This is a genomic window from Streptomyces liliiviolaceus (assembly GCF_018070025.1).
GTDB classification, from domain to species: domain Bacteria; phylum Actinomycetota; class Actinomycetes; order Streptomycetales; family Streptomycetaceae; genus Streptomyces; species Streptomyces liliiviolaceus.
Genome location: NZ_JAGPYQ010000001.1, coordinates 1494256 through 1512594, shown reverse-complemented (window position 1 = coordinate 1512594; position 18339 = coordinate 1494256). Strand labels below are relative to the sequence as shown.

At 71.2% G+C, this 18339-nt stretch carries 15 protein-coding genes; 4 read left to right on the top strand and 11 right to left on the bottom strand.

Features of this window, described 5'->3' with window-relative positions:
• Window positions 1-6 precede the first annotated feature (6 nt).
• The 8 genes from J8N05_RS06710 to J8N05_RS06675 form a co-directional block, all read right to left on the bottom strand.
• Entirely contained in the window at window positions 7-1023 is a 1017-nt protein-coding gene (locus tag J8N05_RS06710) for a JmjC domain-containing protein (RefSeq protein ID WP_210881532.1), read from the bottom strand.
• Entirely contained in the window at window positions 1020-2453 is a 1434-nt protein-coding gene (locus tag J8N05_RS06705; protein WP_210881531.1) for a hypothetical protein, read from the bottom strand. Before J8N05_RS06705 ends, J8N05_RS06710 begins: the two co-directional genes overlap by 4 nt.
• Entirely contained in the window at window positions 2450-3793 is a 1344-nt protein-coding gene (locus J8N05_RS06700) for an MFS transporter (RefSeq protein ID WP_210881530.1), read from the bottom strand. The genes J8N05_RS06705 and J8N05_RS06700 overlap by 4 nt, the downstream gene beginning before the upstream one ends.
• Window positions 3790-4641, bottom strand: coding sequence for a hypothetical protein (locus tag J8N05_RS06695; protein WP_210881529.1), 852 nt, complete (start codon window positions 4639-4641; stop codon window positions 3790-3792). The genes J8N05_RS06700 and J8N05_RS06695 overlap by 4 nt, the downstream gene beginning before the upstream one ends.
• Window positions 4638-5585 carry a multinuclear nonheme iron-dependent oxidase gene (locus tag J8N05_RS06690; protein WP_210881528.1) on the bottom strand — a complete coding sequence of 316 codons (948 nt, stop codon included), beginning with the start codon at window positions 5583-5585 and terminating at the stop codon, window positions 4638-4640. Before J8N05_RS06690 ends, J8N05_RS06695 begins: the two co-directional genes overlap by 4 nt.
• A 66-nt stretch (window positions 5586-5651) precedes the next feature.
• On the bottom strand, window positions 5652-7385 hold the full coding sequence (locus J8N05_RS06685; protein ID WP_210881527.1) for a B12-binding domain-containing radical SAM protein: 1734 nt from the start codon (window positions 7383-7385) through the stop codon (window positions 5652-5654).
• A gap of 1 nt (window position 7386) precedes the next feature.
• On the bottom strand, window positions 7387-7659 hold the full coding sequence (locus J8N05_RS06680) for a hypothetical protein (protein ID WP_210881526.1): 273 nt from the start codon (window positions 7657-7659) through the stop codon (window positions 7387-7389).
• Window positions 7660-7741: 82 nt separating this feature from the next.
• Entirely contained in the window at window positions 7742-7912 is a 171-nt protein-coding gene (locus tag J8N05_RS06675; protein ID WP_189771229.1) for a hypothetical protein, read from the bottom strand.
• 369 nt (window positions 7913-8281) lie between these two features.
• On the opposite strand from J8N05_RS06675, the gene J8N05_RS06670 reads away from it, so the two are divergent.
• Window positions 8282-8596, top strand: coding sequence for a hypothetical protein (locus tag J8N05_RS06670; RefSeq protein WP_210881525.1), 315 nt, complete (start codon window positions 8282-8284; stop codon window positions 8594-8596).
• A 74-nt stretch (window positions 8597-8670) separates the two neighbouring features.
• Here the strand turns inward: J8N05_RS06670 and aspS are convergent, their stop codons facing one another.
• Window positions 8671-10440 (bottom strand): aspartate--tRNA ligase, encoded by a 1770-nt coding sequence (aspS, locus tag J8N05_RS06665; protein ID WP_210881524.1) that lies wholly within the window; start codon window positions 10438-10440, stop codon window positions 8671-8673.
• Window positions 10441-10582: 142 nt separating this feature from the next.
• Here aspS and J8N05_RS06660 point away from each other — a divergent pair, with 142 nt between their 5' ends.
• Window positions 10583-12748: a SpoIIE family protein phosphatase gene (locus J8N05_RS06660; protein ID WP_210881523.1), complete on the top strand. Its 2166-nt coding sequence runs from the start codon at window positions 10583-10585 to the stop codon at window positions 12746-12748.
• A gap of 62 nt (window positions 12749-12810) precedes the next feature.
• Here J8N05_RS06660 and J8N05_RS06655 read toward each other — a convergent pair whose 3' ends face one another.
• Complete coding sequence (locus tag J8N05_RS06655) at window positions 12811-13782, bottom strand: pirin family protein (protein ID WP_107017922.1); 972 nt, start codon at window positions 13780-13782, stop codon at window positions 12811-12813.
• 359 nt (window positions 13783-14141) lie between these two features.
• Entirely contained in the window at window positions 14142-14639 is a 498-nt protein-coding gene (locus tag J8N05_RS06650; protein ID WP_055517152.1) for an SseB family protein, read from the bottom strand.
• A gap of 263 nt (window positions 14640-14902) precedes the next feature.
• Here J8N05_RS06650 and J8N05_RS06645 point away from each other — a divergent pair, with 263 nt between their 5' ends.
• Window positions 14903-16729 (top strand): acyl-CoA dehydrogenase, encoded by a 1827-nt coding sequence (locus J8N05_RS06645; RefSeq protein WP_210881522.1) that lies wholly within the window; start codon window positions 14903-14905, stop codon window positions 16727-16729.
• Between the two features lie 272 nt (window positions 16730-17001).
• Complete coding sequence (locus J8N05_RS06640) at window positions 17002-18300, top strand: M18 family aminopeptidase (RefSeq protein WP_210881521.1); 1299 nt, start codon at window positions 17002-17004, stop codon at window positions 18298-18300.
• The last annotated feature ends 39 nt before the right edge of the window (window positions 18301-18339 follow it).

Below are 18339 nucleotides of genomic sequence, written 5' to 3'. Positions count from 1 at the left end.
CGCGGCTCAACGGCTGCCCCGCGTCTCCGCCGCCCGCCTCGACACGTCACGGACCAGGGCCGCCCGGTCCACCCGTCCGAGCGCGTCGGCGAGCCGGGTGAGCAGGTCGTCGGCGGCCCGTTCGCGGTCGGCGGGGGTCCCGGAGAGGGTGGCGTGGTCCGGAATGCGCGCGAGACAGGCGCGTACGGCCAGCTCCACCGTGTCCCGCAGCCCGGGTTCCCGGATCGCGACGGTGACGTGCACGGACTCCGTGTCGAGGGTGCGGGTGTGGTGGGCGATGCCCTCCGGCAGGTACAGCACCTGGCCGGCCCGCAGGTCCACGGTCCCCGCTGTCCCCGCTGTCTCCACGGTCCCGGCGCCCGCGAGGTCCTGCTCCGGTACGTATCCGGGGCGCCAGTCGGCCGCCTCGCGCGGAGTGTCGTACAGGAACCAGCGTTTCGTCCCGCTGATCTGGACGACGAACAGATGGCCGTCGTCCCGGTGGACGCGCAGGCCGTCCTCCCCCGCCCGCGTCCAGAACGCCACGGCCCCGGCTTTGGCCGAGAACAGTCGCGCGAGGCGTCGGCACAGGTGCTGTGCGGGGCGGTGCCACTCGTGCAGGTTCTGCACGACCACGGTCGCCCCGGCCGCGAGCTGGGCACGGACCTTCGCCCCGTCCACGTAACCGCCCCGGGGGTCGCCGGACACGTGCATGACCCGGGTCAGTTCCTCGGGCGGTACCGGGGTACCGCCGCGCATCGCGTTCAGCACCGGGTAGTGGAGCAGGCCGCAGTCCAGCCAGTCCTCCAGGTCCTGCCGGGCGACGACCTCGGCGACGTCCGGCGAGGCGTCGAAGACGGCGTGCGCCCTGCCCCACGGCAACTCGTCCCACGACAGACCGTCCGCGGTACGGGACAGACCGTCCGCGGTACGGGAATCACGGCAGAGCAGCCGCAGCGCGTCCCGCGGCCCGGCCGCCTCCACCGCCTCCACCGCCTCGGCTGCCCCGGTTGCCCCTGCTGCCCCAGTGGTCGTCACCGTCATCGTGATCCTGCCTCCTCGTGCTCATGGACCCGGGATGCGTACGGCTCCTGCGACTCGGGCCGGCCCAGCGGGGCCGGCGCTGACGACGCGGTCAGCGCCGTCAGGAATCCCGCGGCCGATCCCGCCACCGGCCCGGTACGGCCCAGCGCGTCCCGCAGCAGCGCCCAGGCCTCCTCCCGCTCCGCCCAGTGGTCGCCGAAGCGCGCGACGAGTTCGGTGCGGACGGTGTCCCGCCAGGCGTAACCCGCCACGTAGGAACGCCAGTGCAGGACGCGGGTCTGCCGCAGCAGGAGCAGTTCCGGAGCCCAGCGCAGTCCCGTGCCGGCGGCCACCGCCGACGCGGCCTCCAGCGCCTCGGCCGCCGTCCGGCAGCCCGCGAGGTCCGCGTCGAGGGCCAGGTCCGCCGCCATCAGTCCGCGGCTGAAGTGCTCCTCCTCGGCGAGGAAGCGGGCGAGGACCGCGGCGGTCTCCTCGTCGACGCCCAGCCGGGCGAGAAACGCCGTCGACCCGGCCAGCTGCTCCAGCAGCAGGGCCCAGCCCTCCGACCGCAGCGGATCGAACGTCCACCGGTCGGCCGGCGGCGCCCCCGCCGGGCGCGACGCGTGCTCGGCGAGATGGGCCAGCTCGTGCTGCAGGTACTGGACCGTCACCGGAGTGACCGCGGTCGGCAGGGACAGCAGCGAGGAGCCCGGCAGCCGTACGGGCATGACCATGGACGGGGTGTTCGGGCGCCGCAGCACCCGCACCCGGTGGCCGGGCGGCAGCAGCCCGTGCCGCCGTGCCTCCCCGACGAGCCGGGTGATCAGCTCGTTCAGCGGAGGCAGGGCCGGGGGCGGCTCGCCACCGGACGACCCTGCCGGACCCTTCACCCTCAGTCCCTTGCCGAGCAGCAGCCAGCGCCAGTTGTACTCGGCGGTGGCCCGGCCGCGCAGTCCGGCGGAGCGTGCCCAGGCCTCGGCGGTCTCCGACAGATCCGGCACCGGAGCCGTCGCCGCGGCGAGCCGCCGCACGGAGTCGCGGGGCAACGGGAACGCCGACTCCCCGCACCACCAGGGCAGTTCATCAAGGTCACGGGACGCACCGGCGGCGCGGCGGCGCTCGGTCAGCCACCGCCAGACCTCCCCGGTCAGCTCACGCGCCTCGGCGCACCAGGTCTCGTACGAAGCCCGCCGGCCCTCGTCGTCGGTCTCCAGATCGAGTACGGCCCTGGGGGCGGGCACGGGTGCCGACTCCCCCAGAAGCTCGGCGACGAACCGGGAAAGGCCCAGTTCGGCAAGCTCGTCGGCGGCCTGCCGGGCGCGCTCGGCCGCCGGAACCGGACCCCGGCCGGGCAGCCCGGCGCGCTCCAGCTGAAGATCGGCGAGCAGGTCGTCGATGTGGGCCGGGGCTGAGGCCGTGACCTGGACCGGAGCCGGGTGGACGGCGGTCATGGCGCGGGCACCTCCTGAGGCCCCGTCATCGGCCCCGTCATCGGCTCAGCCACCGGCGGGGTCGGCCCCGCGGGCGGCCCCGCCCCCTCCCGTACGGCCAGCGACGCCACCCACAGTCCCGCCACCCCGAAGCCCGCCGCGGCGAGCGGCCAGGCCACGGCCGCGCTGCCGAGGTCGCCGACGGCCAGGCCGGTGAGGATCAGGCCGCCGCCGGTGAACACGCTGTTGAACAGGGAGGCGACCGACAGCACGGTGGCGCGGTGCCCGCTGTCGATCCGTTCGTTCATGGCCGCCCGGACACCGGGCATGCACAGGCCGAACGCCGTGGAGAAGCAGACGTAACAGACGATCGAGACGGCCGGTTCCCGTACGGCGGCGGCGCAGACGAGGGCGAGCGCGCCGACCGTCGACGCGGTGACGATGACGGTCCGGCGCGCGGCGGCCCGGCGTCTCTGCAGGCTCATGGTCCAGCCGAGCAGCGGGATCTCCAGCAGCGAGCCGACGCTGCGCATCGCGCCGAGCACCAGCAGATCACCGCCGACGAGTCCCTCGTACACGACCGTCCACTGCACGCCGGGGATGCCCCGGAACAGCCACAGCAGTGCGGTGGCGACGATCAGGGCGATCAGTACCTTGTCGCCGCGCAGGGTGAGCCGGGTTCCGGTCATGACCTCCCCGAACGACTCCCGCAGGCGTGGGCCGAGGCCCGCGCGGGGGCCGGGGCGCGGGCCGGGGCGCGGCGGCTGAGGTCGGCCGGTCATGAGCCGCAGCGACAGTACGGCCGCCAGTGCGCAGGAGACGCCCGCGACGATCTGGGGCAGTGCCAGGTCCAGCGTGCCCAGGGCGGCGCCGGTCAGCGTGCCCAGGACGAGGCCCGCGTTCTCGGCGATCTTGCCCTGGGCGAAGAGTCGGTCCAGGGCGCCGGGGTCGCCGGCCCCGGTCTCGTCCACGGCCCAGGCCTCCAGGGCGCCGGACGCGAAGGTGCCGCCCAGCGCGGCGAGGAGGACACCGGCGGCGGCCACGTACACGCTGCCGCTGAAGAACAGGGCGCTGTAGCCGACCGCCCGCAGGACGAAGCTGATCGCGACCGAGACGCGGCGGCCGAGCAGGTCGGCGAGGACGCCCGTGGGGATCTCGGAGACCCCTTCGACGATCCACACCGCGGCGATCAGGGCGAACACCGCGCCGGAGCCCATGCCCAGCGACTGCAGCAGCAGGACCGACGTCACGGTGAGGAGCATGTCGGCGAAGTAGTCGAGTCCGGACACCAGCAGATAGCCGCGCCGGACCTGACGGACCCGACGGTCCCGACGGAGGCCGTGGGACGTACGGGAGGTCACCCGACCGCCCCGTCCACCAGTCCGGCGCCGACCGCCCTGGCATACGCGGGTGTCCCGGCCGCGCCCTCCGGCACCGGCGTACCGGTGTCCCACAGCCAGCGCAGTGCGGCGACCGTGGCACCCGTGAGGCGGACGCGGCGGACGCGTTCACCGGCCGGGACCGAGATGACGGCGAGCGGCGCGGGCCAGCGTTTGACCAGCAGCAGGGCCTCGGTCCAGGGATCGACGGTGCCCCGCTCACGCAGCAGCCCGCCGTACGCGGGCACGTCGAACGTGGCCTCCGCGGTCCAGGCGCCCGCCACCAGCCGGGGACGACCGGCGGCACGGTCCCGGTACGGGTCCGTCGTCGCCCCGCCGAAGAGGTGGGCGTCCTCGAAGGCGAAGGCCTCGCCGACCCAGTCCTCCTGCCGGTCGATCCAGTCGGACGCGCGCAGGAACCCGGCGAAGGCGGCCGACGCGGTGGCCGCGGGCGGGAAGACGGACCCCGGCTGGGCGGGCCGCCGCTGCCAGAACTCGCTGTCCAGGAAGGTGTGCAGGCCCGCTGCGCCGGTCCGCCCGTAGTACGCGAAGAAGGTGACCGGGAAGCTGACGTTCAGCACGTCGGCGACGGTCTTGCGACGCCGGGCCTGCTCCATGTCGAAGCCCGGCCCGCTGGTGCCCTCGGCGACGACCGCGCGCTCGGCCGGGGGCAGCGCGGCGAGCAGTTCGGCGCGGCGGCCCGGGGTGGCGTTGAGGATGCGCCAGGTCGTGTCGGTCAGCCTGACGTAGTCGAGACCGGCGTGATCGAGCCTGGTGCGGTCGAGTCCGGCGCGGTCGAGTCCGGTGTGATCAAGGGCGTCCCGGTTCATGAGGCACTCCACCAGTGGTCGGCCCGGCGGGCGAAGCGCCGTACGCTCTCGGTCAGTTCGTCGGCGCCCATGCCCTCCGCCTCGGCCATCACCGAGCGCAGCCGGGGAGCGCGGGGGAGCAGCGCGTCGGCGAGTTCCCACACCTCGTCGCCGACCGGCCAGTCGTGCTTGTCGTCGACCAGGCGCACCCCGCCCTCGAAACGCCGGACGAACGTGCCGCTCATGTGCGCCTCGACGACCCGGTCCCAGGCGATGTCGTCGTCGCTCGGCAGCACCGGCGGCAGCCCCCGCTGCGTCCGCAGCCCGTACAGGTGCCCGACGTCGATGGTCATCAGGCAGTCGGCGCGTTCCGCGATACGCGTCATCAGGGTGAGGATGTCCCGGTCGCCGACCACGAAGGGGTAGGGCGCGTTCTCGATGGTCAGGGGTCGGCCGATGACGTCCTGGGCGTGCTTGACGCGGTCCACCGCCCAGTCGACGGCCTCGTCGACGAGCGGCATGGGCACCAGGGACTCCAGCAGGGTCTCCCCCTGACGGACCCACATCGCCAGGTCGATGTTGAGCCAGGGCGAGTCCAGTTCGTCGGCGCGCCGACCGAGCAGGCGCAGCAGCCGGTCGTCGAGCGGGTCGGTGCCGCACACGTCCAGGTCGAGGGGGTGGAACAGCGCGTGCAGCCCGTGCCGGCGGCAGAAGTCCGCGCAGCGCAGCGCGAGTTCCTCGTCCGTGGCGAGGATGCCCACGCTGTACCAGGTGGCGGCCGTCGCGCCTGTGCCTCCGCCTCCGCCTGTGCCTGCGCCCGGGGCCAGGGACGGGGTACGGAGCCTGGTGGCCACCTCCTCCGCGATGTCCATGTCCTTGATCGAGTCGCAGCTGAAACAGATCCCGCGGACACCGGGCGGACCCGGTTCGGGGACCGGGGACCCCGTACTCACTGCCGTGGTCATACGGCCGTCGCCTCCCATGCGCCCGTACCTGCCATGTGTGCTGGTCCCTCCCATGTGCGACAGGGCCTAGTCCCTCCCGTGCGGGCCGACGGCGCCCGGGGTCTGGGCGAAGCCCGCCTCCCGCGCCACGGCCTCGGTGCGTTCGATCAGGTCGTGCAACGGGACGCGGTCGTGTCCCAGGCGGGGCAGCAGCGCTTCGAGGCCGCCCGCGTCCAGCAGGGGGAAGCCCGCTTCGGCGTCCGCCAGCAGGCCTTCCGTGAGGAGGTTGGGCGCGTGGCGCAGCGACACGACGTCCAGTTGCAGCCGGGCGTGCGACGCCCTGGGGAGACTCGGAGGACTCGTGCCGTCCCCGACCGAGGCGAGCGTGAGCTCCCCCTGTGCCAGCGCCCCGTCGATCCGGTCCTGCCACCGCTTGCGGAAGGCCCTCAGCGTGTCGCTGAACCGCTGCACCTCGGGCAGTTCGAAGAGCGTGAAGGGGCTGGGCAGCTCGTCCGGGTCGAAGACGACACCGAACCGCCGGGCGTAGAAGTCCCGGATCGGCGTGCCCTCGTAGAGCACGAGCGCGGTGTAGAGGTGGTCGTGCGGCACGTAGTCGTAGAAGCCGGTCTCCCGCAGGAACTCCATGTTGGCGCGGATGTCGGCCAGGGTGGTGGCCGGGTCCAGCATGATGAAGTCGAGGGAGATCTCGATGCCAAGCCGCTTCAACAGGCGTACGGCCGCCACGTTGACCTCGGGTTTCACATGCTTGGCGAGCCGTTCCAGCACCGGTTCCGAGGCGGACTCGATGCCCAGCTCGATGAACCGCAGGCCGCGTTCCTTGAGCCGGGGCAGGACGTCGGCGGCCTTGAGGATCTGGTTGACCCGGGTGCCGAAACTGAAGGTGACCTGCGGATCGGCCTCGTACAGCGCCTCGGCGACCTCCAGGGCTCGGGTCGGCGAGACGAAGAAGTTGGCGTCGCTGAAGTACACGTGCTCGTAGTGGACGCCGTGCCGCGCACGGAAGTGCAGCAACTCGGCGACGACCCGCTCCGCCTCGCGCGAGCGGTACTTCCGGCCGATGGTGAGCACCCCGCAGAACGAGCAGTCGTACGGGCAGCTGCGGCTGCTGCAGATCGTCAGCGCGGCCTTCAGCCGGCCCTGGACCTCGTCGTAGTACGTCAGGTCGGGGTACCCGGAGTGCGAGACGAACTCGGCGTCGGGGAACGGGATCTGGTCGAGGTCGGGTACGAAGTCCCGGTCCTCGTTGACCAGCAGGCCACCGTCGCCGTCGCTGTTTCCCCCGTCGCCGTCGGGAGCGCGCCAGGTGGTGCCCCTGATCGTCGTCAGCCCGGCGCGGTCGTCGAGGCCGCGGACCAGGTCGAGCATCGCCTCCTCGCCCTCGCGCCGGACCACGACGTCGACACAGGGGTGGTGGCGCAGGATGTGTTCGTGCACGGCGGTGGCGTGCGGGCCGCCGAGGACGATCAGGCACTCCGGGCGACGGCTCCTGATCCACTCGGCCATGGCGACCGCGGCTCGGAACGACTCGTTGTAGACGGAGAACCCGACGACGTCGAAGCGGTCGAGTCCGTAGTGCGCGGCCAGTTCGACGGCGTCGTCCTCGGAGTCCCCGAAGTCGAAGCCCGAGCTGGGGAATCCGGCTTTCTCCAGGTAGGCCATGATGTACGCCAGCCCGATGGGCTTGGACTTACGGCGGTCGGAGAAGCCGACCGAGGGGTTGACGAAGGCGATGGCCGGCCGTGTCCGGACCGGCGGTGTCTGAACCAGCGATGTCCGAACCAGCGGTGTCGGCGTGCCCATCTCACATCCCCTCCGACGCGGACGCGGACGCCGACGCCGACGCGGATACGGGCGCGGGTGCGCTGTGCAGGGCGCCGCCCTGGACGAGGCCGAGCAGGAAGTCCCGGTCCGGGGCGGGCAGGGTGTCGAGGTCCACGGGGCCGCGCAGGGCCTCGCGCCAGACGCGGGACGCGTGACGGTTGAGCTTCAGACAGGACCGTGCCGGTCCGGCGAGCGGCACGTAGACATGACCTGCCTGGTCCAAGTAGGGCAGTTCCGAGGTGATGCGCTGCATCGACGGGCTCTCCGGGGTCCGGGTCCGGCAGGGCGGGTCCCGGGGCCCCGGCGTCTCGCTCGCCGGAGCCCCGAGGGAGCGGTCAGGCGTAGATCTTGCCGAGCATCTTGGTGTAGCTGGCACCCCCGAGGCTGACGATGTCCGCCTCGGGGGTCTCGACCTCGTCGAACCCGGCGATCTCCAGTTCGTCCTGCGTGCGCTCGGTCAGCGACTTGCGGACCGGCTTGTGCTGGTTCTCCGCGCTACGGGCCATCGTCGGTCTTCCTCTCGTCCGGCCCCGGGTCGGCCCGGGGCACTCCCAGGTCGCCCCGGGAACGGGGAGACCTCGTGCGGGAGGAGCCTGCGGGGACGGGCACTTCGCGGTCAATGAGGTGTATGGCCGGTAAGTGACGTCGTGCGACGGGGCCGCGAGGAGCGTGCGGAGGGGGCGCGATCGACGCGCGGGCAGTGCTCGCACGGCAGCGGTGATCGAGCGGGGTTCCCGCCGCGCTCCGGTTACCGAAAGTCACGACGGACGCACACTGTCCGGAACTCTACGTCCCGGGAAAAACCCTTATCACCCGTATGAGGGTCATTACGGGGTCACTCGTCGTCATCGCCGATCCATGTCACTGTGTGACGCATGGCAGACGAACGCGACGAGAGCCGTGTCGGTCCTGATCCCGCCGCCGTCACGCCCGGGGAGGCGGCGGCCGCCCGGGAGCGCGCCTTCTGGGAGACCCGTCGGAGATACCACGAGCTGGACGACGACGAGGCCGGGCGTCGCGAGAAGCGCCGCCTCAGCAAGGAGTCCCGGCGGATGAACCTGGAGGTGCGCATGCACCGGTACGCCCGCAGCCACGACGAGGGCCCGGACCCGGCCGACCTACGGCTCCCGCCGCTCCCGGACGACGAGCCCTTCCGGGACGGGGACGAGCCGGCCGGACCCGGCCGGTGAACGACCGTGGGGCGGTGCCACCTCGTCCAGAGGTGGCACCGCCCCACAAGCGCCTGACGCGGGTCGGCCAGGCCCTACTTCGCCGGGTTCACCGGCTTGCGCACCGAGAGGTGCAGCTCACGCAGCCGCGTCTCGTCCAGCTCGGTGGGCGCGCCCATCATCAGGTCCTGCGCGTTGCCGTTCAGCGGGAACGCGATGGTCTCCCGGATGTTCGGCTCGTCGGCGAGGAGCATGACGATGCGGTCGACGCCGGGGGCGATGCCGCCGTGCGGAGGGGCGCCGAAGCGGAACGCGCGCAGCATGCCCGCGAACTGCTCCTCGACGGTGTCCCGGTCGTAGCCCGCGATCTCGAAGGCCTTGAGCATGATCTCCGGCTCGTGGTTCCGGATGGCGCCGGAGGACAGCTCGACACCGTTGCAGACGATGTCGTACTGCCAGCCCAGGATGTCCAGCGGGTCCTGGGTCTCCAGGGCCTCCAGACCGCCCTGCGGCATCGAGAACGGGTTGTGCGAGAAGTCGATCTTCCCGGTCTCCTCGTCCTTCTCGTACATCGGGAAGTCGACGATCCAGCAGAAGCGGAAGACGCCCTCTTCGAAGTGCCCGGCGCGCTTGGCGGTCTCGACGCGTACCGCGCCCATGATCTTGGAGACCTCGTCGAACTCGCCCGCGCCGAAGAACACCGCGTGGCCGGCCGCGAGCGACAGACGCTTCGTCAGCTCGGCGACGTTCTCCTCGGTGAGGAACTTGGCGATCGGGCCCGTCAGCGAGCCGTCCTCGGCCACCCGCACCCAGGCGAGGCCCTTCGCGCCCTGCGAGACCGCGTAGTCACCGAGCTGGTCGAAGAACTTGCGGGACTGCGCGGCCACGTCCGGCACCGGCAGGGCGCGTACGTGCTTGCCCGCGAAGGCCTTGAACTCCGAGCCCTCGAAGACGTCGGTGATGTCGACGAGCTCCAGCTGGGCCCGCAGGTCCGGCTTGTCGGAGCCGTACTTCAGCATCGACTCGCGGAACGGGATCCGCGGGAAGGGGGAGGTGACGTTCCGGCCGTTGCCGAACTCCTCGAACAGCTCGGTCATGAGCTTCTCGATCGGCTGGAAGACGTCCTCCTGCTCGACGAAGGACATCTCCACGTCGAGCTGGTAGAACTCGCCCGGCGAGCGGTCGGCGCGGGCGTCCTCGTCACGGAAACAGGGCGCGATCTGGAAGTACCGGTCGAAGCCCGAGATCATCAGCAGCTGCTTGAACTGCTGAGGGGCCTGCGGCAGCGCGTAGAAACGGCCCGGGTTCAGCCGGGACGGGACGACGAAGTCGCGCGCGCCCTCGGGGGAGGTGGCGCTGAGGATCGGCGTCGCCATCTCGTTGAAGCCCAGCGTCGTCATCTTGTGCCGGATGGCGGAGATGACCGACGTGCGCAGCAGGATGTTGCGGTGCATGCGCTCGCGGCGCAGGTCGAGGAAGCGGTACTCAAGACGCCGCTCCTCGTTCACCCCGTCCTCGGTGTTGATCGTGAAGGGCAGCGGGGCGGCGGCGCCGAGCAGCTCGACCTCGCTCACCTCGACCTCGATCTCACCGGTCGGCAGCTCCGGGTTCACGTTCTCCGTGCCACGGGAGACGACCTTGCCGTCGACCCGGACCGTGGACTCCTTGGAGACCTTGTCGAGGGCCTCGTACGCGGGGGTGCCGGGGCGGGCGACGAGCTGCGTGATGCCGTAGTGGTCCCGCAGATCGATGAAGAGGATGCCGCCCAGGTCTCGCCGATTGTGCAGCCAGCCGCTCAGCCGGACGTCGCTGCCGACGTCAGAGGCGCGGAGCTCGCCGCAGGTGTGGGACCTGTACCGATGCATCGTCGTTCATCCAGTCTTCGCGGTCGGGGACATGTTTCACGTGAAACACGTGCAAGGGTACCGGCCGCCCCGTGATCGCCGTCCGCAATAGTTCGCAGGGCCGCAGTGGCACCCTTCGTTCACCTGTTCATACAGTGGGTCAATGCGCACAGGTGATCCCCTTCCGTCCGTGGGGGATGTCCTCGTCACCCTCGCCACCGGCTTGTGGAGGTGGGACGACGCCGCCGGGAAGGTCACCCTCGACGCCGAGGCCTCCCGGCTTCTCGGCCTGCTCTCCCAGCCGACCGTGCTGACGGAGGCAGGTGTACGGGCCCGGTTCCATCCCGTCGACTGGAACGAGGTCAACGGCGTCGTCCAGCTCGCCGCCGCCGAGGGGACACTTGCCGAGCTGCGCCTGCGGGTCATGGACGACCAGGGCCGCGTACTGCGGACCGTACGCAGCCGTTCCAAGCCGTCGATCGACCCGAACACCGGGGCGTACCAGCTGATCGGCACCCTCCAGGAGGTCACCGAGCCGCCGCCGGGCGCCGCGGCGCGCTCGCCCGTGACCGGTGACTGGCGGCGCTCGCGCGAGGCGTTCCTGCTGGACGCCGGGCGGGCGCTGGCCGAAGCACGAAACACGGAGGAGGTGCTGCGGGTCGCGGGCGGTCTGTCGATGCCCGGGTTCTCGCCGGACGGACTCGCGGTCTTCGGCGCGGAGGCCGACCGGCTCACCGTCATCGGCCACTTCGGGCAGCAGCCGGGCGACGAGGAGCCGTTCTCGCACATGCCGCTGGAGACGGACTATCCGGCCGCGGAGGTCGTCCGCACCGGTCGCGCGGTCTATCTGTCCTCCCCGGACGACTACCGCGGCCGTTTTCCGGCCGCCTGGCCGCTCGCCGAGGGCTTCGGCCGGGAGTCCTGGGCGTTTCTGCCGCTCACGGTGGCGGGGCGCACGATGGGCGCGTGGATGGCGGCCTTCACGTATCCGGTCACCTTCACGCCCGACGAGCGGTCCGTGCTGACGACGGTGGCGCGGATGCTGGCGCAGGCCCTCTCGCGGGCCGGGGTCGCCGAGTCCGAGCGGGAGCTCACCGACGGCCTCCAGCGCTCGATGCTGCCCACCCTGGGACCGAAGATCCCCGGCATGAGCGTCGCCGCCCGGTACGTGCCCACGGGCGGCGGGCTCCAGGTGGGCGGCGACTGGTACGACATGATCCCGCTGCCCGGCGGCACCTCGCGGACCAGCCCCGGAGGCGGCCGCTTCGCGCTGGTCATCGGCGACGTCCAGGGCCACGACGTACGCGCGGCGGGACTGATGGGCCAGCTGCGGATCGCGCTGCGGGCGTACGCCTCGGAGGGACACCGCCCGGACGCGGTCCTCTCCCGCGCCTCACGCTTCCTGTACGGGATCACCTCCGACGACGACATCGCGGACCTGCGCTTCGCGACCTGCCTGTACGTGGAGGTGGACCCGGAGAGCGGTGTGCTGGAGATAGCCAGGGCCGGGCATCCGGACCCGGCGATACGCATGGCGGACGGGACCGTGCTGACCCGGCCCACCGCGGGCGGGCTGCCGCTGGGCATCGACCCGGACGCCGACTATCCGACGACGCGGCTCGTGCTGGAGCCCGGCGAGACGATGCTGATCTGCACGGACGGGCTGATCGAGACCGGCGGCCATGACCTGGAGACCGGCTGGCTCAGGATCCGCAAGATCCTGGAGAGCCACGACGGTGACATGGAGGCGCTCGCCGACGCGCTGGTCAGGGCCGTGCACGGGCCTTCCTCGCATCACACGACGGGCCCGCTGGCGGACCGCCGCGAGGACGACATCGCGGTGCTGCTGCTGTGCCGGGCGGGGGAGGAGGGCTGCGATCCGGACACCGTGCCGACCGTGCGGGCGGCCGTACGGCGCACCATGCTGACCATCGCGCAGGCCGAGCCCCAGAAGGTCGCGCTGGCACGGCAGCAGCTGCGGGAGTTCCTGCACGACTGGCCCTCCGTCGACCAGGTCGACTCGGCGGTCCTGCTGGTCTCCGAGATGGTCACGAACGTGCTCGTCCACACGGACGCGGACGCGCTGCTCGTCGCCGAGATGACCGGTGCGGCGGGCACCCGCCGGATACGCATCCAGGTGACGGACGGCAGCGACGACCTCCCCCACCGGCGCCACCCGGGCGAGCTGGCGTCGTCGGGCCGGGGCCTGGTCCTCACCGAACTGCTCGCCGACGCGTGGGGCGTCGACCCGCGGGGCGAGGGCAAGAGCATCTGGTTCGAGCTGTACGAGGACGGGCCCGGGGCCGGCGTGGAGACGAGCGGTGCATGACGAGAGGGGCCCCGTCCGGTTCGCGGACGGGGCCCCTCTCGTTCTACGCCGCTCGGTGAGCCCTAGAGCCCGCCCTCCGACATGCCGTGCACGGCCGGGACCGTGCCCAGGCGGCCCTTCTGGAAGTCCTCGAAGGCCTGCTGGAGCTCGTCACGGGTGTTCATCACGAACGGGCCGTAGTGGGCCATCGGCTCACGGATCGGCCGGCCGCCCAGGATGACGACCTCCAGGTCAGGAGTGTTCGCGTCCTGCTTCTCGTCCGCGCGGATCGTGAGCGAGGAACCCTCGCCGAAGACGGTCGTCTGGCCGGTGTGGACCGGACGACGGTCCGCTCCGACACTGCCGCGGCCGGCCATCACGTACGCGAGGGCGTTGAAGTCCTCGCGCCACGGGAGGGTCAGCTCGGCACCGGGCGCCACGGTCGCGTGGACCATGGTGATCGGCGTGTGCGTGATGCCGGGGCCCTCGTGGCCGTCCAGCTCACCGGCGATGACCCGCAGGAGCGCGCCGCCGTCGGCGGTGCTGAGCAGCTGGACCGAGCCACCGCGGATGTCCTGGTAGCGCGGCGCCATCATCTTGTCCTTGGCCGGCAGGTTCACCCACAGCTGGAGCCCGTGGAAGAGGCCGCCCGACACGACGAGCGACTCCGGCGGGGCCTCGATGTGCAGCAGGCCCGAGCCCGCCGTCATCCACTGGGTGTCGCCGTTGGTGATCGTGCCGCCGCCACCGTTGGAGTCCTGGTGGTCGAAGACGCCGTCGATGATGTAGGTCACGGTCTCGAAGCCGCGGTGGGGGTGCCAGGGGGTGCCCTTCGGCTCTCCCGGCGCGTACTCCACCTCACCCATCTGGTCCATCATGATGAACGGGTCCAGATGGCGGTAGTTGATCCCGGCGAACGCGCGTCGAACCGGGAAGCCCTCACCCTCGAAACCGCTCGGTGCGGTGGTCACGGTGAGCACGGGACGGGCGACGGCCTCTGCCGATGCCGCCACACGGGGCAGGGTCAGCGGGTTCTCGACGGTCACTGCAGGCATGTCGGTACCTCCTTGCGCTCGGAGTTTAGTTGAACGTAGAACTTCTTGCCACCCGCAACACGAAGCGCTCGGAGGGAATTCCCTCCGAGCGCCAAGGGGTGATGACGGGTGCGCTGTCGACTGCGGGCCGGTGCGGGCCGTTCGCGCAGTCCCCCGCGCCCCTGAGGGGTGGGGGTTGCGGAGCGTGCGAGCCCGCGGGTGCGTCGTGGTGGCTCGCGCAGTTCCCCGCGCCCCTGCAGGCAAAAGCTGGGGCGCAGCCCCGCTTTTGAGGGGCGCGGGGGACTGCGCGAACGGCCCCCACCGGCCCGCGGCGGACAACGCACCCGGCGCCACCCGGACAGGGCAGGGCCCGAGAGGCCTCAGCCGTACATGCGGCGCATCGCGAAGTCCACCATCTGCTCGACCGCCTTCGCGTCGAAGACGATGCGGTGCTCGCCCTCCATGTCCAGGACGAAGCCGTAGCCCGTGGGCAGCAGGTCGATCACCTCGGCTCCGGTGATCACGAAGTACTTGGACTCCTTGCCGGCGTACCGGCGCAGCTCCTTGAGCGAGGTGAACATCGGGATCACGGGCTGCTGCGTGTTGTGCAGCGCCAGGAAGCCGGGATTGTCGCCGCGCGGGCAGTAGACCTTGGACGTGGCGAAGACCTGCTGGAAGTCCTCGGGGGTCAGCGACCCCGTGGTGAACGCGCGCACCGCGTCCGCGAGCGACGGCGGCGACGGCTCCGGGTAGAGCGGCGGCTGCTGGCCGTACCCGCCGACCCCGCCGACCCCACCGGGCATCTGCTGCTGCGGCGGCGGCTGGGACTGCGCGTACTGCTGCTGCCCCGGTCCCACGTTCTGGTCGTAGCCGTACATGGGGGCAAGAGTACCGACGGCACGGGGGCCCAAGGTCGCCACTGGCGGATTTCCTCGAACAGGTGGCGGGCCCGTCGGGTCGCAGCCGAATGTAGACCCTGCTCACACTTGGGCAAACAGGGGTTGCTTCTTATTACCGACGGGTAGCATCATCGTAGCTACTAGTTGGTACGTGAACCAGATGCGCACCAGACTCGCACCACGTAGCCCGAACCAGGTACGAGGAATCACCACCTCCCCGATCCCTTAACGGAGCCGTCGCCATGGGGCACTACAAGTCGAATCTCCGCGACATCGAGTTCAACCTCTTCGAGGTGCTCGGGCGCGACAAGCTGTACGGCACCGGCCCGTTCGCGGAGATGGACACCGAGACCGCCAAGAGCATCCTCGAAGAACTGACCCGCCTCTCCGAGAACGAGCTGGCGGAGTCCTTCGCGGACGCCGACCGCAACCCGCCGGTCTTCGACCCGGAGACCAACACGGCGCCCGTACCGGCGTCCTTCAAGAAGTCCTACAAGGCCTTCATGGACGCCGAGTACTGGCGGCTCGGCCTGCCCGAGGAGATCGGCGGCACCACCGCGCCCCGCTCCCTGATCTGGGCGTACGCGGAGCTGATCCTCGGCGCGAACCCCGCGGTCTGGATGTACTGCTCGGGCCCCGCCTTCGCGGGCATCCTCTTCGAAGAGGGCAACGAGGTCCAGAAGCACATCGCGAAGATCGCCGTCGACAAGCACTGGGGCTCCACCATGGTGCTCACCGAGCCGGACGCCGGCTCGGACGTCGGCGCCGGCCGCACCAAGGCGGTCCAGCAGGAGGACGGCTCCTGGCACATCGAGGGCGTCAAGCGCTTCATCACGTCCGGTGAGCACGACATGGAGGAGAACATCCTCCACTACGTCCTCGCCCGGCCGGAGGGCGCCGGACCCGGCACCAAGGGCCTGTCCCTCTTCCTCGTACCGAAGTACGAGTTCGACTTCGAGACCGGCGAACTGGGCGAGCGCAACGGCGTGTACGCCACGAACGTCGAGCACAAGATGGGCCTCAAGGCCTCCAACACCTGCGAGATGACGTTCGGCGACCGCCACCCCGCCAAGGGCTGGCTCATCGGCGACAAGCACGACGGCATCCGCCAGATGTTCCGCATCATCGAGTTCGCCCGCATGATGGTCGGCACGAAGGCGATCTCCACGCTCTCCACGGGCTACCTGAACGCGCTGGAGTACGCCAAGGAGCGCGTCCAGGGCCCCGACCTCGCGCAGTTCATGGACAAGACCGCGCCCAAGGTCACCATCACGCACCACCCGGACGTGCGCCGCTCGCTCATGACGCAGAAGGCGTACGCGGAGGGCATGCGCGCGCTGGTGCTGCACACCGCCGCGATCCAGGACGAGATCCAGGTCAAGGAGGCCGAGGGCGAGGACGCCGGCGCCCTCGAAGCGCTCAACGACCTGCTCCTGCCCATCGTGAAGGGCTACGGCTCCGAGAAGGGCTACGAGCAGCTCGCCCAGTCGCTGCAGACCTTCGGCGGCTCCGGGTTCCTCCAGGAGTACCCGATCGAGCAGTACATCCGCGACGCGAAGATCGACACGCTGTACGAGGGCACGACCGCGATCCAGGGCCAGGACTTCTTCTTCCGGAAGATCGTCCGCAACCAGGGCGCGGCGCTGAACTCGCTCGCCGAGGACATCAAGAAGTTCCTGGCGCTCGGCACGGGCGGCGAGGAGCTGTCCGGCGCCCGTGAGCACCTCGCCAAGGCGGCCGTCGAGCTGGAGGCCATCGTCGGCCTGATGCTCACGGACCTCGCGGCGACCGAGCAGGACGTCAAGAACATCTACAAGGTCGGGCTGAACACCACCCGCCTGCTGATGGCCTCCGGTGACGTCGTCGTCGGCTACCTGCTCCTGAAGGGGGCGGCCGTCGCCGCCGAGAAGCTGGAGACGGCCTCGGCGAAGGACCGGGCGTTCTACACCGGCAAGATCGCGGCGGCCAATTTCTTCGCCGCGAACGTCCTCCCGGGCGTCACGGGCGCGCGCAAGCTCGCCGAGGCGGTCGAACTGGACCTGATGGACCTGGACGAGGCGGCGTTCTGACCGGGGCCACGGCCTGAGGAGGGACGGCGGGGCGCAGCCCCCGCCTTCCTTCTTCAGGGGCGCGGGGAACTGCGCGACCAGCCACACACGACCCGCACCCGAACACACAGCCCACACGGGGCAGGGGCGCAGCCCCGCCCTCCAGGGGCGCGGGGAACTGCGCGGCCGACCCCCACCGGCCCGCACGCGACAACGCACCCCCACCCCTTCCCGGCCGGAGGGCCCGTTCCCATCCCCGGGAACGGGCCTTCGTCCGTCGTTAAGGTGAACCCATGCGCACACCCCCCCGCTTCGACCGCGGACACACCGACGACCTCATGTCCTTCCTGGCGGCGAGCCCGTCCCCGTACCACGCGGTGGCGAACGCCGCCGAGCGGTTGGAGAAGGCCGGCTTCCGCCAGGTCGCGGAGACCGACGCGTGGGACGGGACCACCGGCGGGAAGTACGTGCTGCGCGGCGGCGCGATCGTGGCCTGGTACGTGCCGGAGGGCGCCGAGCCCCACACCCCCTTCCGCATCGTCGGGGCGCACACCGACTCCCCCAACCTGCGGGTGAAGCCGCGCCCCGACAACGGCGGGCACGGCTGGAGACAGGTCGCGGTCGAGGTCTACGGCGGCCCCCTGCTCAACTCCTGGCTGGACCGCGACCTCGGACTGGCCGGCCGGCTCTCGCTGCGGGACGGTTCGACACGGCTCGTGAACGTCGACCGCGCGCTGCTGCGGGTGCCGCAGCTCGCCATCCACCTGGACCGTTCCGTCACCGCCGAGGGCCTCAAGCTCGACAAGCAGCGGCATCTGCAGCCCGTCTGGGGCCTCGGCGACGACGTGCGCGACGGCGATCTGATCCGCTTCCTGGAGGAGGAGGCCGGCATCGCCGAGGGCGAGACCATCGGCTGGGACCTGATGGTCCACTCGATCGAACCGCCCGCCTACCTGGGCCGCGACAAGGACCTCGTCGCGGGCCCGCGCATGGACAACCTGCTGTCCGTGCACGCCGGTACGGCGGCGCTGGCGGCGGTGGCCACCTCCGAGGAGGCCCTGCCGTACATCCCGGTCCTCGCGGCGTTCGACCACGAGGAGAACGGCTCGCAGTCCGACACGGGCGCGGACGGCCCGCTGCTCGGCGGCGTGCTGGAACGTTCGGTCTTCTCACGCGGAGGGTCGTACGAGGACCGGGCGCGCGCGTTCGCGGGCACCGTCTGTCTCTCCTCCGACACGGGTCACGCCGTGCACCCGAACTACGCGGAGCGGCACGACCCGACGCACCACCCGCGCGCGGGCAAGGGCCCGATCCTCAAGGTGAACGTCAACAACCGCTACGCCACGGACGGTTCGGGCCGCGCGGTCTTCGCCACCGCCTGCGACAAGGCCGGGGTGCCCTTCCAGACCTTCGTCTCCAACAACTCCATGCCCTGCGGCACGACCATCGGCCCCATCACCGCGGCCCGCCACGGCATCAAGACGGTCGACATCGGCGTGGCCATCCTGTCGATGCACAGCGCCCGCGAACTGTGCGGCGCGGACGACCCGTTCCTGCTGGCTAATGCGTTGGTGGCGTTTCTGGAGGGCTAGAGCGTTTCACGTGAAACCTTCCGGGACCCCCAACTGGCA

What these genes read in the sequence shown, in the direction of transcription:
- J8N05_RS06680 (WP_210881526.1), bottom strand. Translation starts at nt 7,659, where the DNA reads ATGCAGCGCATCACCTCGGAACTGCCCTACTTGGACCAGGCAGGTCAT.
- J8N05_RS06695 (WP_210881529.1), bottom strand. Translation starts at nt 4,641, where the DNA reads ATGAACCGGGACGCCCTTGATCACACCGGACTCGACCGCGCCGGACTC.
- J8N05_RS06670 (WP_210881525.1), top strand. Translation starts at nt 8,282, where the DNA reads ATGGCAGACGAACGCGACGAGAGCCGTGTCGGTCCTGATCCCGCCGCC.
- J8N05_RS06675 (WP_189771229.1), bottom strand. Translation starts at nt 7,912, where the DNA reads ATGGCCCGTAGCGCGGAGAACCAGCACAAGCCGGTCCGCAAGTCGCTG.
- aspS (WP_210881524.1), bottom strand. Translation starts at nt 10,440, where the DNA reads ATGCATCGGTACAGGTCCCACACCTGCGGCGAGCTCCGCGCCTCTGAC.
- J8N05_RS06660 (WP_210881523.1), top strand. Translation starts at nt 10,583, where the DNA reads ATGCGCACAGGTGATCCCCTTCCGTCCGTGGGGGATGTCCTCGTCACC.
- J8N05_RS06685 (WP_210881527.1), bottom strand. Translation starts at nt 7,385, where the DNA reads ATGGGCACGCCGACACCGCTGGTTCGGACATCGCTGGTTCAGACACCG.
- J8N05_RS06640 (WP_210881521.1), top strand. Translation starts at nt 17,002, where the DNA reads ATGCGCACACCCCCCCGCTTCGACCGCGGACACACCGACGACCTCATG.
- J8N05_RS06650 (WP_055517152.1), bottom strand. Translation starts at nt 14,639, where the DNA reads ATGTACGGCTACGACCAGAACGTGGGACCGGGGCAGCAGCAGTACGCG.
- J8N05_RS06705 (WP_210881531.1), bottom strand. Translation starts at nt 2,453, where the DNA reads ATGACCGCCGTCCACCCGGCTCCGGTCCAGGTCACGGCCTCAGCCCCG.
- J8N05_RS06690 (WP_210881528.1), bottom strand. Translation starts at nt 5,585, where the DNA reads ATGACCACGGCAGTGAGTACGGGGTCCCCGGTCCCCGAACCGGGTCCG.
- J8N05_RS06645 (WP_210881522.1), top strand. Translation starts at nt 14,903, where the DNA reads ATGGGGCACTACAAGTCGAATCTCCGCGACATCGAGTTCAACCTCTTC.
- J8N05_RS06655 (WP_107017922.1), bottom strand. Translation starts at nt 13,782, where the DNA reads ATGCCTGCAGTGACCGTCGAGAACCCGCTGACCCTGCCCCGTGTGGCG.
- J8N05_RS06710 (WP_210881532.1), bottom strand. Translation starts at nt 1,023, where the DNA reads ATGACGGTGACGACCACTGGGGCAGCAGGGGCAACCGGGGCAGCCGAG.